We start from the raw sequence: 16,199 nt of genomic DNA on the forward strand, positions 1-16,199 counted from the left end.
GCTACATTGCTTTAGCAACGGCACATCAAATCAACTGACTATCGTTTAAGATTGATTGCTTCCTGAAGCATCTCATCAGATGTTGTAATCACTTTAGAGTTAGACTGATAACCACGCTGGGTAGTAATCAATTTAACCATCTGGCGAGACATATCTACGTTAGACAGTTCCAAGGTATTAGAGGATACAGTACCAAGGCGACCTGTATTTGCTGTGCCGATTACAGCCTCACCTGAAGAGGTGCTCTGAGCAAAAAGGTTGCCACCCTGAAGAGAAAGTCCCTGTCTGTTAGCAAAGTCTGCGAGACCAAGAACAAACAATTCTTCTCTACGACCGTTTGAATAACGACCGGAAACCACACCGTTTCTATCAACAGTTACTTCCTGAAGGAAACCAGCTGTATAGCCGTCCTGATTCATGCTGTGAGTTGTAGAAGCGAGATCGTATGAAGTTGCTGATTTATTAGTCTTATTAATATCTGCAGTTGCAATACTTGCAATATTCGCAACATTTGTCTCAGCATCAGCCATTGTTTGAGTGGCGTTCACATACTGTTTGGTAGCACTTTTTGAACTCATGCCGAAATCAAGAGCAATTCGCTCGGGTTTTTCGCCAGAAGACACATCATTAGTGTCGTTTACACCAGTAAGGTTAGAGAAGTTAGCAGTGAAAATCGGAAAACCATTTTCATCAAATTCAGCAGGCTTCCAACTTGCTTTAGCGTCTGCATTAGCAGGGGTAGCAAGAGCGCCTGCGTCATAAGTGTAAGCAGACATGTTTTCCATTGCGCCTGCGCTGTTGAAACTCATGGTTCCAGCCATCAAAAGTCCTTTCGCCTTTCGTGTAAAGGCAGCTGCGGGAGGGGCAACAACAGCAGGAACTTCCATTGCGGTACGGCCATCTTCATCAGGGTTGGTTGTAACAATGTATTCCCAAGTAAGCTTTCCGTCTTTATCTCTCGCTTTATCAAAATAAACGGTTACTTCATGAGCAGAACCGGCTTTGTCAAAAACATTAATTGTTTTCTGATACGAGTACGCATCATCACCAAGCGGCTTTGTTGGAGAGGCAGACCCATCCCATTTTGAGAAAAGCGCAAACATATCAGTTGCCTGAGTGCCAGTTGGAGCAACTGCAGGTGTCGTTTTATCAACAGCTTTTTTAGACAGGTTAATTGAAAGAGACACGATAGATGATTCTTTTGGTTCAGACTGGAATGAGTCCAGTTTAAGATCGCCAATAGCACCCTTTGTAACAGATGCTTCTGTTTTACCAGCTTCCCAACCCTGAACTCTCAATCCCTGAGGGTTAACAAGGTAGCCCTCTTTGTTGAAATTGAAGTTACCGGCACGTGTGTAAAATTTAGAACCATTTAAGGAGTCATTCACCATAAAGAAGCCACGGCCACCGAGAGCAACGTCTGTTACAGAACCGGTATTTTCGTATGCACCCTGTGAAAAATCCTGATAAATAGATGAAACACGAGCACCGTGACCAATCTGACCAACTGATGCGCCCAATGTCTTGCTGGAATAGAAAAGATCTTCAAACTGAACGTTTCCGCTCTTAAAGCCAACAGTACTTGTGTTAGCAATGTTGTTACCGAGCACTGACATGCGCTCTGCGTGAGTAGTAAGACCAGAAATGCCAGTGTACATAGATCCCATAACGCTCATAAATGCCTCCTTAGAAGCCGTAAATTCTGTGGGTAAATTTTGCCTATAATTTTATGTAGTTTTGTTAAGAAGGTGGGGTAAAAATTTCCGTCACCTTCTTAATAACTAACTCTATCCTTATAGTAGGCTTAACTGTTTTCGTTCTTGCTTTCTTCTTCGTCTTCAGTAGAAGGCTGCTCTACCCTTGTAATATCAATGAGATTTACAGTGCGGCCGCCTTCAAGTTCGAGAACAGTCTTTCCATCTTGCGAAGTAACGCCTGTAACCTTACCAGCAACTTTCGAGCCAACTTTAATAAGTTTACCGTTTTCATCGCGTGCTTCGAAACCGACAGAATATTGACCCTCAGGTAATTTACCCTGTGAGTTAGTACCATCCCAAGTAAAGGTATGTTCGCCTTTACCAGTTCCAGGCAGAACAATTGTATCAACGATTCGTTTTGAGGAATCATATACATGCGCCTTAACTGTTTCGACTTCATCAGGGACGGTGTAGTACACAGGACTACATCCAGAAGCTCCTTTATGAATCTTATCACCACCAGCAACAACAGCTTTACCAATGTAGCCAACAGCGCTGGTTACATTGATCGCACCAAGTGCTGTATTGGAATTTTTCGCAGTACCGTTTAATTCAGTAAGCTGCTCAAGTGAGGAGAACTGAGCTAACTGTGCAAGCATCTGGGTATCGTCAGAAGGTTTTAACGGGTTCTGATTCGACATCTGCGCCGTTAAAAGCTTCATAAAGTCATCCTTTCCAAGTTCTGACTTTGGAGCCCTTGCTGAGAGATCCCTTGAATGTGTTGAGTTCAAATATTCAGTTGTAGATACTTGCATGTGTTTTCTCCTCCTTGAGATTATTGACGTGCGATTAACAGGATGAAAGAATTCTTCTAAGCTCGAGAACTTCTGAACGACATTCACGGCATGATGCCATGTGCCCTTCAACTTCTTTTCTACGAGCTATCGGAAGTTTCTTATCAAGATACGCGGCGACATCATTGTGTCCGGGACAAGCTTCCTTGCTTGTTGAAAGCCCTTCCTCAATGGTTCCGCCGTAGACCAGCTCAAGCCAGCTTGAAGATTTTTTTTGATTTCATTTCGAATGCTCCTTACTTCTTGGCATGTTCACCTATAGGTACGAAAGAAGAGGGGCGGATCATCCATTAACCATTTCTAAAGTTTTCTAAAGTTTTCTTAATATTCACCTTTGGCCTCAAAATACTTCGACAAAACAATCGGTTAGACATAAAAAAAGAGCCGCATTACTGCGACTCTTTTAGACAATCTTTATGAAGATTAGGGTATTTTAACGACTGCGGCCTCGAGTAACCGCAAATTTCTTCGAATCAATTCCGTATTTTTTAACTTTGTAGTTAACGATACGATAACTAACGCGAAGGTCGCGTGCTGCCTGAAGCATATTGCCTCTAGCTTTTTTAAGAGCATCAACAAGAAGTTCCTGCTCAAATTTAGCCACAGCTTCGCAAAAAGAAAGATTTGAGTCTGTCGCAGTACTTTCCGCTGTCTGTAAAGAAGGCGGAAGGTGATATGTACGAATAACCTGCTCATCACAAACCAGAACAGCACGTTCGATGCAGTTCTTCAATTCACGGATGTTTCCAGGCCAATGGTATTGCATAAGCAAATCAATAGCTGGTGTGGAAATACGTTTAATGTTTCGTTCGTATTCTTCTGCATAGGTAGAAAGAAAATGCTCAGCAAGCGGCAGAATATCTTCACGACGCTCGCGAAGAGGCGGAATGAATACTGGGAACACATTAATACGATAGTACAAGTCTTCACGAAACTCGCCTTTTTCAACAAGCTCTTCCAGCGGACGATGCGTTGCACAAATAAGGCGTACATCTACGGACAATGTTTTTTCACTGCCGAGACGCTGAATTTCTTGCTCCTGAATTGCGCGCAGTACTTTTGCCTGAGCCGTAGGGCTTAACTCGCCTACTTCATCAAGGAACAACGTGCCGTTGTTTGCAAGCTCGAATAAGCCTTTTTTGTCCTGCACAGCACCGGTAAATGCACCCTTCTGATAGCCGAAAAGTTCACTTTCAACTAATTCAGACGGCAACGCAGCGCAGTTCAGCTTAATAAGCGGATTGTCACGACGAGGGCTAGCCTGATGAATAGCTTCAGCAAGTAATTCTTTACCAGTACCAGACTCACCGCGAAGCAATGCGGTAGCACGACTCGGGCCAACCTGAGAAATCTGGTTAAGCACAAGCTTCATAGATTTTGAGGCCACAATAATATTGGCGGGAGCAGCGTTAATATCCGCAAAATCTCCACCACCAAGACCCTGTGCCAGCATATGATTCTGACGCGCAATTTCTTCCTGCAAATATGTTGCATGGTTTGCAACCATACCTGCTACTACTTCCAAAAAGCGCGTTTGTCCTTCAAGACTTGCAGAGGTATCACTCGGCAAATCGACACTCAATGTACCAATAACTTCACCGGCAGAACCTTCACGGCCCGGAACGGTAATAGGCACACAAATAAATGCCAGCTCTGCCAGCTCTTCTTCCGTACGACCAAATGCTTTGTTCAAGAACGCAGGATGATCCTTCATTCTTGAAACGATAACAGGTGCACCGGTAGTAAATACCTGTCCTGTTACGCCAACACCCGGCTCGTATTCAATGGAATCGGCAGAATCGAGACCATGTGCGAGAGTCAGTTTAAGGGTGCGGGTTTCCGGATCAAAGATCACAATATGTGGTCTTCTGAAGTTGTGGTTTTCAGACAAAGTTTGCAGCAAAGACTTCAGTGTGGACTGAAATGGCTTTTGGGAGCCAAGTTCAGAAACAATGCACTGAAGAGTTCCCATATAAGGCTGCAGTTTGTCGTCTTGTAACGTAGTAACACTCATGTAATTTGATTCCTAAGCTCCGGTCATGCCCAGCTGTAGTGTGTAAAACAGCAGTCCGGAACGGGTTCAGCAATTATCTTATAGCTTAGCAGACAGGGGGTAGCATCTGCTTCAACACAAAACACGCATGGTGGCGTATTTTGCTCGCGCATATGAACCGACAAGACCCTTTTGCATAATGTTACCCCACACATACATTGTACATTTTTTCTGCACAGTAACTACAGTAATCATCATAACAGTAAATTAGCAAAAAAATGCTGTAGTTATTACTGTGACAACTTCCCGCACTCTATGTGGAAGTAATCAGCAAAAGGATATCGACGAAAAATTTATTTATTGTATTGCTCTTCTGTAACACGTTGTTGATGACGCACTTTCATAGTCTTTTAAAGTGGTCAGTCGCACAACGAATACCTGCATCTCCTTACTCAGCAGCCAACACTAGGTCAACCCCGACAGAATGCTCACCCGCTGTCAACAGTGCGTTCAGATTAGAAATACTCCTAAGCCACAAAAAGCTTAACTTTACATATAGTAACAATATCAAGCTATTAAACAATTTTACACTCGACATGTGTTACACTGTTTATTTATTCAATATCACCACTATTTTTTAAGCTTGAGATTCAAAGCAGCAATCTTATGTGCGTAGAACGACCTATTGGCTTCAGGCACATCTTTTTCAAGTTCTTTATATAATGTCACAGAAGTTTTCACATCACCGCTCTTCTCTGCCATAATGGCAAGCTGATGCTTCACAGGCAGCTTATAAGCATCTGATGCAGTCGGCAGCATTTGAGCTAACACATCCTGAGCTTTTTTATATTCGCCCATACGTGCGTACGCATCTGCTCTGCCTAATCCAGCGAGATCACGCATGCTGTCTACATTGAGCTTCTGTAATGAACCCCACGCTTCAGCAGCGGAGGCATAATCTTTAATACGTAAAGAAGATTTTGCAAGAGCAAGCAACGCTGCAGGACGAACCTGTTCAGGTGCTGTGGCCACAAAGGCTTTTAATGTCTCAAGCTGTGCCTCTGTTGAAGCACCTGCAGAAAGCGTTGCTAACGTTTCCTGAGCTTTAAGAATAGTTTGCTCATGCGTATAATTATAGATACCGGCACCAGCAATGGCGCTGACAAGCAAGAACAACCCTAAGGCGATTGCTTTTATGTGCTTCAGAACAAAATTGAGTAACGGGGCTGCTTCCTTAGAAACACTGTGTTGCAGAGATTCTACCAATACCGGGGAATGCGGTTCTTTTTGCTCAACCATGTTCGCTCCTAAAGTGTTCTCAGTATCTAATTGAAAAAACGCTTTTTTTGTAAGCCTATGTAACGAAATTGTCAAAATATATTGTTTTTTATAACGCCACAACGTATCCTAGATCATTACATTACAATGCACTCGACTACTTTTGAAGAACATCTTTAATAAGTTGAGACAACGTGCATCTCTTGCAGTTTCATCATCAAAGAGGTATTTCTTTGGATTGCTACAAGTTGTGCCTACGACTAAAATAGGCGTTACTGCTAGTAATATATCGGTACCAGACTATCACTCATGCACAGAAAGGTGCAAGAATCACATATCATTCGGTAAGCCCAAAATGTACAGGCTCTTTCCGAGACATAGCCGGAGGACAAATGGATACTCATCAACTGTTAGAAGACATGGGGAAAAAAGCATCTGCCGCCGCTCGTAAGCTCACAGCTGCAAGCCCGGAAATGAAAGCTAAAGCACTGATCCGTCTTTCTGAGCTTATCACTGAAAAGCATGGCGACATCACTGCTGCAAACAACATTGACCTAGCAAAGGCAGAAGAGAAAGGGCTTGATGCTCCACGGCTCAACCGTTTACGCCTTACTCCTGCAACAATTGCCGAAATGGCGGATGCTTGCACATTTATTGCGAACATGGATGACCCTGTGGGCGCTATTGAAACACAATGGCAGCGTCCTAACGGATTACTTGTCGGTAAAATGCGCATTCCGCTCGGCGTTATTGCTATGATTTACGAATCACGTCCTAACGTTACTATCGACTCCGGTATTCTTTGTCTTAAGGCTGGCAACGCAATTATTCTGCGTGGTGGTTCCGAAGCAATTAATTCCAACCTCGCGCTTGCAAAGTTGCTTCATGAAGCACTTGAGTATGCTGGTCTTCCTAAAGAATGTGTTCAGGTTGTGCCAACCACTGATCGCGAAGCAATTACAGCCATGTGCAAACTTGAAGAGCACATTGACGTAATCATTCCTCGCGGTGGCGAGACCCTCATCCGCAAAGTTGTGGAAATGGCTACCATGCCTGTCCTCAAACATTACGAAGGCGTTTGCCATGCATTCGTCGACAAAAGCGCAAACCTTGAAGAAGCCCTCAACATCATCATTAACGCAAAAACACAGCGCCCCGGCGTTTGTAATGCCCTCGAAGGCTTACTTGTACACAAAGATGTTGCGGACAAATTTTTGCCAATGGTTGCAACAAGGCTCGGTACCGAGCAAAACGTTGAGTTCCGAGCTTGTCCTCGTTCATTCTCAATGCTCGGCAAGACCGCCGTTGCCATGAAAGAATCAGACCCAGGCACTGAGTACCATGACCTTATCCTTTTAGTAAAAGTTGTAGATTCCATGCAGGAGTCACAGGATTACATCGCGGATAACGGATCGAACCACACAGAGATCATCTGCACTCAGGACTACAATCGCGCCTTGAAATTTATGCGCGAAGTTGATGCTTCCTGTGTATCTGTTAACGCTTCCACCCGTTTTAACGACGGAAGCCAGCTTGGACTCGGAGCCGAAATCGGCATCAGCACTTCCAAGCTTCACTCTTACGGCCCAATGGGTGTGAAAGAGCTTACCACCACAAAGTTTGTCATCTTCGGTCAGGGTCAGGTTCGTCAGTAACCGTCTGATATCTAAATTACGTATGACGAAGGGATGGAATATATATACTCCATCCCTTTTTTCATTGTAAAAAATTGCCAATTACACCTATCAATCTTCTTTGCACAGACTTCCAGATCGAACAAACTCACCATACAGAACAGGATATTGTATCAATCTGAATTAGCGTTTTTTTTCTTTGGCACGGTATACTATCACATGGTATGGTCGCATTAGTTTGCCATAATATAACCCGGTAACTTCAAAGAAGATAAGCTTTTTATGAAACGTATTGGAATTCTTGGGGGAACATTCAACCCCACCCACATCATGCATATTCGTCCTGCGGTTGAAGTCAATGAAGCCTTTAGACTCGATCGTATCGATTTTGTTCCTTGTGCAACACCGCCGCACAAGACTGAAAACGGACTTCTTTCTTTCGAATTACGAAACCGCATGATAAGGGCTGCAATCAACCGGTACCCTACTTTTACAGTTAACGAACTGGAAGTGGAACGTTCCGGCCCGTCTTATACGTATGATACGCTTCAGCACTACAAAGAAACTGAAGGTGACTGCGAACTCTTCTTTATTATGGGATCAATTGATTTGCCGACGCTTGCGGACTGGCATAAGGGGCTGGAGCTTATCGATCACGCAAATATTATCGTACTTGCGCGCTCTGATGCTGATGTGGAAATGTTTAATGCATTATGTCCACAATACTGGCCGGATTTAGAATTACTCCCACCAGCGGGAAATGTTGCGGCCGCCTATTCTCTTGGCGCCCATAATATCTACTTTTTGCCGCAGCCAAGAATTGATGTTTCCGCAACTCTTATACGCGAACGCTGGCTGCAAGATCGCGACATCTCTTATCTCGTGCCGGACAGCGTGCTTAAAATCATGGGTGATTACGCTGATGTCATCACTGCATGCTGGAACGATGAAAGGAATTGCAAGTAACGTTGAACAGTACCTGCACAGGGGCTAGCTTCGTTTTTCCAGATACATCGCCTGATCAGCTCGCTGTAGCAAAACTTCCGGTGTTTCGCCGTCTTCGGGGTACATTGCCACCCCGACGCTTAATCCAACGCTTACAGAATTTTCATCGTTAATTCGAATCGGAGCTTCTGCAACTCTATGGATTTTGCGAACAACAGCATCCACATCACACGCTGAACGTACGTTCTCAAGAACAATACAAAATTCATCACCACCGATGCGCCCAAAAACATCCCTGTCACGTATCTGTGCATTAATTCGCTCTACGAGCTCTTTAATTACAATATCGCCACTGTGATGTCCGTGCGTATCATTCACGTTTTTGAAGTCATTCAAATCCAAATACAGTACGGCAAAAGTACCGCTATCATACCGTGCAGTTGCAAGAATATTATTCAATTTCTCGTAAAACGAGCCTCTACTAAATACTCCGGTCAAACAATCACGGGTTGCCCTTCGCTGCAAATCAAGCTCGGCACATCTGCGCTCTGTCACATCTGACAAGATACCTTCGACGTAGGGAATCTGATTCTTTGGATCAATGCTCCAATGGGCAGAAATTTCTCCCCAAATCGGCGTCCCATCTCTTCTCAAAAGCTGCGCATTAAACTTAGACTGACGTCCCACGGTCTGCACTTGATCCATCAAATTGATGAAATCATCTGCAGTGACAAATCGATCTGAAAAATTATGACAGGTTGGCGCTGTGGACCAGTCCAGAACTTCGAACCCAAAAATTCGATTAAAAGCAGGGTTCGCTTCAATGATCTGCCCTGTTTCCTCCAGGCGGAACATACCTTCCGCTGCATTCAGATACAGCGCTCTATACTTGGCTTCTGCCTCTCGCAAGGCTGCTTCCGCTTGCAGGTTTTCTTCAAGGTTTGTCATTACGCAAAGCAAATTATTACTTGCACCAACCTTGCTTACAGAAAACCATACCGGAATCATTTCCTCTTGGAGAGTGACGACATAGCCCTGAAAATTTTGTTTGGAATTGGCACTGAGAGTTCTGCACACAGCCTGAAGTCGCATCAACGTTTCTGCATCAAGCAAATTGTTAATATGAAGACCTTCGAGTGGATCTGAATATTCGACTAGTTGTCCTAAATGTTCGTTGGCGAAATCAACCCGCCATGCCTCATCCAGCATAACAACGCTTTCAGGAATATTCTGTGCGATAAGCTTATACTTTTCGATAGCACGTTCATGACGAGCATCGACTCTGCTATATGAACAAGCGGAGCCGACTGTGCATTCAAACATTTGTGCGGGACTAGAAAGAGGTAACCAAGCAAATGGTTGTATTTTTTTCACACGAGTAAAGGCATTGTCGTTTAGTTCCTCACAACAACAAATGACCGGTAATCTGGAAGACTCCGGACACACTGCCAGCTCGTCCAGCAACGCTACAGTTGTGTCGCAATCAGTGTTAGCAAGAAGCACAGAATGGGGATACTGCCGAAATGCTGAACGTACCTGATTTATAGAAACACCACACTGCCGAACAATATATTCCTGCTGATTTAAACACGCGGTACTACCCAGTACTGCTTTCGCATCGTGTTCCAATACTAAAAGACAATTTTTCGTGTTGTCTGTGGCTGCCATGAAGCATTCCCTATTATTCATTACTCTCACAAAAGCGCCCAACCCATACAGACACCAAACGTCATGACGCAAAAGGTGATTACACCTTCAGTAGCCTGAGTGTATTAATCGACAGATATTCTTATTTATTTAATATTTTGTCGCAGTTAACCACACAAAAAGTTGGCCCCCCCAACCTGCTGGTAACGTAACGCATGAGGCAAATCATGAAAGCAAGGAAAGTACGCTTTGCAGCACTCTATCCGGTTTTATGGACCTCATGCATATCTGCTCTTTATCACATACTTTTTTGCCATGCAGAGAGCAAGGCCTGCACTCTTCATCTGCTTCAAGCACAATATCGGACAATCCTTCCGGATAAAATCCCCATGCTCGATGTGTAGGACCGAACAATCCTACAACCGGAGTCTGTACGCCGCCTGCAAGATGCATCGGGCCAGAATCGCCTGTAATAAGCGCCTGCGAACAGGAAAGCACAGCACAAGTTTCTCGAATCGTTGTTTTGCCAGTCAAATCGGTTACATTTTCTCCTTCTGAAACAGGAGAAGTACCCACACCCACAATAACAACATGTGTACCAGCATCAACGAGCTTTGCAGCTAATTCACGCCAATAATCGCTAAACCATGCCTTATTGGGATGCGTTGAAAATGGATGCAGTGCAACAATCGGCTTATCACCCGCAACACGCCCGCACTTATCTTTTCCACACTGGCGTTCTTCTTCTGATAAAAAGATCTGCGGGAGTAATTCCAGACGCGAAGGAGCTTCTTCTTCTACAGCAAGTGCGTATCGTTGCGGCACGTTAAAACGCAGCAACTTTTCACCGCCAAGCTTTCCCTCTGTCTGTAAAAACAATCTGCGCTGTAAAGAAAACTTAGGGTATCTGCGAACTGCGCCATTCCAGCACAAAGCCAAAAATCGTGATCGCATCGTACCGTGTAAATCCAGCAGCCCTTTGCCTTCGTGATCTTCAGCTAACTGCTTAAAGAAGGTGTACTCATTGCTGGAGCGTAACTCTTCTTTATTTATGGAAAGGATAGTATCTATGGCAGGGTGTCCTTCCAGTACTGAAGCCCATGGCTCCAAAGTGAGGAAGGTAAAGCGCCAGCCGTATTTTTTATGTAAATAGGAGAGCACACCAGTAGTGAGCACTACGTCGCCAAGTGCGCTCAATCGCATGACTAACCAGTTATTAGGTACTTTCATATACTCACTCTATATCGTATCTTTCCATCAGAAGCTATGCCCTAACCAACCAGAAAATCATTATAAATCAAGCTTAGGCAGTGTTACCGCGTCATCGTCAAAAGCAAAAACCTGCTCAGTCAACTCGATAGGCTGTTGTTCCAGCAAATGTTCTGCTTCTTCAGTAGCGGATTCAGCAAGCTCTTCAGACAGCTTAGCGGACGTTGCAGAAGCATTTTCCACAACTGAAACAAGTGTTTCCGTTTCAGAAACAAATTCAGAACAGGTCACACCCGCTTTAGTGAAGATAGCGGTTAATGCCAGCTCAACATTTTCTAACTGACCTAAAACCTTTGCTGCACGCTTTACAGCATCTTTATCCGCTGTGGCAATACGTGAATCACTCTGTTTCTCTAAGAGACTCAAGCCATTAAAGACTCTGTCCAACGCCCTAGACCCAAGAGTCTTGCCGTTATCACTGGCTTCCGCAGCATGACGACATTTTCCGGACAAGCCACGGATTTCGTCAACAATGGTTCCCATAGCTGTTGTATCTGAACCAATGCGTGCGGCTTCAACGTTAACATTGATTGCCAACGTCTCAAGGTGACGCGCAACATCTTCATAACTGGCAACCTGCCAGCCCATGACTTTCATAGCACGTTCAATTTCTGTAAATTGAGACTTAAGCTCGCCAACGGCTGCAGTAGGAACATTGCATGGTTTTGCCACAACATCTAATGCAACAGATACGGCAGAAGACAATTCACTGAAATTGTTAACCCCGTGCAGAGTTGCAAATGCTTGTTCGCTTTGCCCTGCGGCCTGCGAAATTCCTTTCTCAAGCTTTACTCCGGAGTTACGTATTTCCTGAACCTTTTTAGTAACAGAGGCCAGTGAAGTGGATGCGTCATACACACATGCTTTCAATGCCTGTAACATATCTGAAGAAGAACCAGTTGCCGGAAGATTTACAGATTCAAGACATTGTCGCAAACTTTGCTCGACTTCACGCTGAGTCTTCTCAACTTCACCGATAGCCCGGCTCAATGCATCAAGCCCGAGAGTATTTTCTATATCCGTAACAGGCTTTCCTTCTGCTATGTTCTCCAACGCTCTGGTCTGTTCTGCCACCTTACTCCACACAGTCCACAACGCTGTTTCAAGCGGAGACATTCTACTAGAAGTGCGGGATGAAGGCGGACGCTCTCCAGATGTTAGGCCGGCTACAGCCTGCCCTACACGAGAAACAAACTGCCCTGAAGACCTCAAAATTAACAGGTAGCTGAGAAGTGCGATAATGACCGCGCCTGCAACAATTATAACACCCGGTAAAATAGAAGATTCTCGAACAAATGCCAAAGAGTCTCGCTGCGAATCTGCAAGCTGCCTGATGGCAACATTGACATTGGAAAGACCAGTGCCAACATCTGAATCAACATCCAATGCTCTATTGTACAGCTGCCCCAGCTGAATAAAATCAGTATTTAAATTTTTTGCAGCAACGATTACACGATCCAGCACCAGCAAGTCCATTGCCTTCATGCTTCTTCGCAACGCCCTGCAGCTTCCCAGCAACGATTCTGCGCTATTCTTAGCAAGATCGTAGTCGTTCTTCTGGTTCGTCGCTTCCATCAATCGCAATGCAACCTGTAAGTTTTGTACACTCTGCTGCATTACTTTAAGTCGTTGATTGCGCTTTTTCTGCGCATCTTGCGATGAAACACTTAACAACGAAACACGCTGGTCAGCAATAATTCCTGCAATGCGATCTACATCGTCAGCAATATTTTTTACGTTCTCTTTCGAAAGCCCGATGTAGCGACTGATTCCAGAGTTTAGTGCTTTAAGTGCTTCCAGCTTTTCTTTATAGCCTATATTTGCAAGCTGCGCGCGACGTATCACCGCTGCTTCATTTGAATTTTTTGTTGAATCAAATTCTTTAAGCTGTTTTGCAAGCTCAGCACTGAGCTCAAGCAATGCATCGTGTCCTGCACCAGAAAGTGCAGCCTTGTGCACCATGGTAATGCTGCTTTCTAAATGAGAAAGCCTGACAAGGGCATCATAATTTTTTGATAACCGTCGTTCACCATCAATACCAAAAAAGACAAGAGCTCCCATGAGCCCTAATAATAAAACATATCCGGTGACGAGCTTAAATCCTATTCGCATGAAATACTCCGAAGATAAAAATGCATCGCCGATATGTACCCAAGTTCTCAAACTTCGGCAAACAGAAGGTTTCACCCAATAGAACCCAAATAGAAAAATAAAATCCCATGCACGATGGTTCTCATACACGGGATTTTAATGTTCGTATGCTTTTGGGTGCAGCAATTGAACAAAAAGTAATTTTTTATCAGTCAGCTATAAGAACATTTGATTCTGTATTCATACTCGCAGTGAGGTCTGCAAAAACTTTTAAGTACTCAGTAGACGCTGTCACTTCATATACATCTTGAAGTTTACGCATCTGCCGCAGCATTTGGTCAAGTCTTCCATCCTCGTTTACCAGCAGCCAAATACGGCTTGTGGCACTGTCTGCAACCGGCAGACACAAAATAGCTTCAACGTTAAATGCCCGTCGTGAAAACAAACCTGTAACGTGTGCCATCACTCCCGGATGGTTGTTCACCAGAATATCAAGAACAGTATGTGCATGATTAGCCATTTGTATCGCCTCCGATCATTATGCGGTTCGCAGCCCCTGGAGGAACCATCGGCAAAACCTTTTCTTCTCTGCTCACTGGCATGTGAATGAGACATGGTCCTGTGGTCGCTAATGCTTCTGCCAAAATTTCTTCACTGCAATTTTCTGCCAAATCGACCACCTTCCAACCGAATCCGCGTACAATTGCACCGTAATCCAATGCGATAGGATATTCTGAAGAGAAGCAGTTGCCGTTGAAGAATAATTCCTGCTGCTGATGTACTAAACCAAGACACTGGTTGTTGAACAACACCACTGTAACATCAACACGATGCTCAGCAGCTGTTGCAAGCTCCTGTATATTCATCAAAATACTGCCGTCACCACTGAAACAGATAACTTTTTTATCCGGCGCAGCAAGTGCAGCACCAATTGCTACAGGCAAACCAAAACCCATTGTACCCAGTCCGCCTGAGGTCAGCCATTGGCGACCGCCTGTAAACGGATAACTCTGTGCGGTCCACATCTGATGCTTTCCTACATCTGTTGTAACAATGGTTGAATCATCAGAAAGTTCTCCCACAAGGCGAATAAATTTCTGTGGTGACTCAAAACCACTTTCAACCGGAGAATGCGGAGGAAAGGCTGTTTTCAAAGCAGCAATGTATCCAATCCACTCTTTTCGTGACTTTGTTTCAATTTTTGGAAGCAATTTTGAAAACACATCGCGGATGTCACCCAGGATACCAAGACTTGCAGAACGAAGCTTATCAAGTTCACAGTGGTCAATATCAATGTGAATAATTTTCGCGTTTGGACAAAACTCGTTAACCTTGCCGGTTGCGCGATCATCAAACCGAACGCCTGCGGCAACAATCAAGTCACACCCTTCCATAACCATATTTGTGTATCGTTCTGCATGCATTCCCAGCATGCCAATATTCAAATCATGATCCCGAGGAATAACGCTCAGCCCCATAAGGGTCATCGTTACAGGCATAGAAGCTGTTTCTGCAAGATTCTTACAAATAGTATCTGCCTGCGCCGCCACTACACCGCCACCTACCCATAATACAGGGCGCGCAGCACTGTTAATCATCTTTGCCGCAGTCGCTATATCCGCCTCAGCAACTTTTGGTGGCGCGTCAGCCACAGCAGGTTCTGGAAACGCATCAATTACGATCTGCTCAAGTTGAACATCACGCGGAATATCAACGAGAACCGGACCTGGTCGACCTGAAGCGGCAATTCGGAATGCTTCTGGAATTACAGTAAGCAGTTCCTCTGCGGAACGTACAAGAAAGTTATGTTTTGTGATGGGAATAGACATCCCGTAGGTATCTACTTCTTGAAATGCGTCAGTACCGATAAGCGGAGTTGGAACTTGCCCTGTGATACATACAAGAGGAACTGAATCAAGTTTGGCGTCCGCAATGGCAGTAACAATATTAGTTACACCGGGGCCGGAGGTAGCCAGACACACAGCAGGCTTACCAGTAGTTCGAGCCATTCCCTGTGCTATAAATCCTGCTCCCTGCTCATGCCGAGCAAGGATATGCGTAATTTTTTCGCTACGCGATAACGCATCGTACAACGGCAGGTTTGCTCCACCGGGGATACCTGAAACAGTGGTAATGCCCTGTCGCTCTAAAAGACGAATAGTACATTCTGCGCCGGTCATTTCTCGCATTATTCTTCCTGCCCTGATCCAAGTTTTTTTTATTGCCAGCGGAGATTTTGGATCAAAAAAAAATCCGCCGGGCTGATGCGCTGGCGGAGTCAATCTTACTAAGTATGTAAAATCCGTTACAACGCGACGACGTTCCTTACGACGTTGACGACGACCACGATAACGGAGACTAGCAGCGCGCTGCTAGCTTCAATTGGGTAAGTTGTCGTGGTTGCGTTGTACATGTTGCTTTCCGAGTTTTACAAAGTTGTTAAGACTTTGATACCCAGATGTTCTTTAGCTGTCAACACGTATACGTTTTATTCAGTTAATCGAACATATTGAGCGAACAAACAGTTGTCGTCCCCAAACAGAAGACCAAAAAAAAAGGTTCAGAATTACTTCTGAACCTTATATCTTCATGGTAGCGGGGACAGGATTTGAACCTGCGGCCTTCGGGTTATGAGCCCGACGAGCTACCGTACTGCTCCACCCCGCGACATCGTGAGAAGGTATCTATGCCCTTCTTGGTCGTCCATCAACAGAAACAAAAATTTCATTTCTACTGGAACGTAAGAAAAAGAAAAAGAGGTTCAGAATCACTTCCGAACCTCATATATTCG

At 44.5% G+C, this 16,199-nt stretch carries 12 protein-coding genes and 1 tRNA gene; 2 read left to right on the forward strand and 11 right to left on the reverse strand.

Annotated elements, in window-relative coordinates; all coding sequences use genetic code 11:
* Positions 1–38: 38 nt before the first annotated feature.
* The 5 genes from MKHDV_RS09110 to MKHDV_RS09130 form a co-directional block, all read right to left on the reverse strand.
* Complete coding sequence (locus MKHDV_RS09110) at positions 39–1,676, reverse strand: flagellar hook protein FlgE (protein ID WP_160714499.1); 1,638 nt, start codon at positions 1,674–1,676, stop codon at positions 39–41.
* Positions 1,677–1,804: 128 nt separating this feature from the next.
* Complete coding sequence (locus tag MKHDV_RS09115) at positions 1,805–2,512, reverse strand: flagellar hook assembly protein FlgD (protein ID WP_160714501.1); 708 nt, start codon at positions 2,510–2,512, stop codon at positions 1,805–1,807.
* Positions 2,513–2,546: 34 nt separating this feature from the next.
* Entirely contained in the window at positions 2,547–2,741 is a 195-nt protein-coding gene (locus MKHDV_RS19195) for a zf-HC2 domain-containing protein (protein WP_160714529.1), read from the reverse strand.
* Positions 2,742–2,984: 243 nt separating this feature from the next.
* Positions 2,985–4,565, reverse strand: coding sequence for a sigma 54-interacting transcriptional regulator (locus MKHDV_RS09125; protein ID WP_160714503.1), 1,581 nt, complete (start codon positions 4,563–4,565; stop codon positions 2,985–2,987).
* Positions 4,566–5,174: 609 nt separating this feature from the next.
* The gene (locus tag MKHDV_RS09130) at positions 5,175–5,843 is read right to left on the reverse strand and encodes a hypothetical protein (protein ID WP_160714505.1); all 669 of its coding nucleotides are present in this window, start codon (positions 5,841–5,843) and stop codon (positions 5,175–5,177) included.
* A gap of 371 nt (positions 5,844–6,214) precedes the next feature.
* Between MKHDV_RS09130 and MKHDV_RS09135 the strand changes: the two genes are divergently transcribed.
* Both MKHDV_RS09135 and nadD read left to right on the forward strand, forming a co-directional pair.
* Positions 6,215–7,477 (forward strand): glutamate-5-semialdehyde dehydrogenase, encoded by a 1,263-nt coding sequence (locus MKHDV_RS09135; protein WP_160714507.1) that lies wholly within the window; start codon positions 6,215–6,217, stop codon positions 7,475–7,477.
* Positions 7,478–7,738: 261 nt separating this feature from the next.
* The gene (gene nadD / locus MKHDV_RS09140; protein ID WP_160714509.1) at positions 7,739–8,422 is read left to right on the forward strand and encodes a nicotinate-nucleotide adenylyltransferase; all 684 of its coding nucleotides are present in this window, start codon (positions 7,739–7,741) and stop codon (positions 8,420–8,422) included.
* A gap of 24 nt (positions 8,423–8,446) precedes the next feature.
* Here nadD and MKHDV_RS09145 read toward each other — a convergent pair whose 3' ends face one another.
* The 6 genes from MKHDV_RS09145 to MKHDV_RS09170 form a co-directional block, all read right to left on the reverse strand.
* Complete coding sequence (locus MKHDV_RS09145; protein WP_160714511.1) at positions 8,447–10,069, reverse strand: diguanylate cyclase; 1,623 nt, start codon at positions 10,067–10,069, stop codon at positions 8,447–8,449.
* 204 nt (positions 10,070–10,273) lie between these two features.
* A complete protein-coding gene (locus MKHDV_RS09150) occupies positions 10,274–11,278 on the reverse strand; it encodes a glycosyltransferase family 9 protein (protein WP_160714513.1) in 1,005 nt (334 codons plus the stop codon).
* A gap of 60 nt (positions 11,279–11,338) precedes the next feature.
* Entirely contained in the window at positions 11,339–13,429 is a 2,091-nt protein-coding gene (locus MKHDV_RS09155; RefSeq protein WP_160714515.1) for a hypothetical protein, read from the reverse strand.
* A gap of 187 nt (positions 13,430–13,616) precedes the next feature.
* Positions 13,617–13,928 (reverse strand): acetolactate synthase small subunit, encoded by a 312-nt coding sequence (ilvN, locus tag MKHDV_RS09160; protein ID WP_162859847.1) that lies wholly within the window; start codon positions 13,926–13,928, stop codon positions 13,617–13,619.
* Positions 13,921–15,597: an acetolactate synthase large subunit gene (gene ilvB / locus MKHDV_RS09165; protein ID WP_160714517.1), complete on the reverse strand. Its 1,677-nt coding sequence runs from the start codon at positions 15,595–15,597 to the stop codon at positions 13,921–13,923. The genes ilvN and ilvB overlap by 8 nt, the downstream gene beginning before the upstream one ends.
* A gap of 401 nt (positions 15,598–15,998) precedes the next feature.
* A tRNA-Met gene (locus tag MKHDV_RS09170) sits at positions 15,999–16,075 on the reverse strand.
* Positions 16,076–16,199 lie beyond the last annotated feature (124 nt).

This window comes from Halodesulfovibrio sp. MK-HDV (assembly GCF_009914765.1).
GTDB lineage: Bacteria > Desulfobacterota > Desulfovibrionia > Desulfovibrionales > Desulfovibrionaceae > Halodesulfovibrio.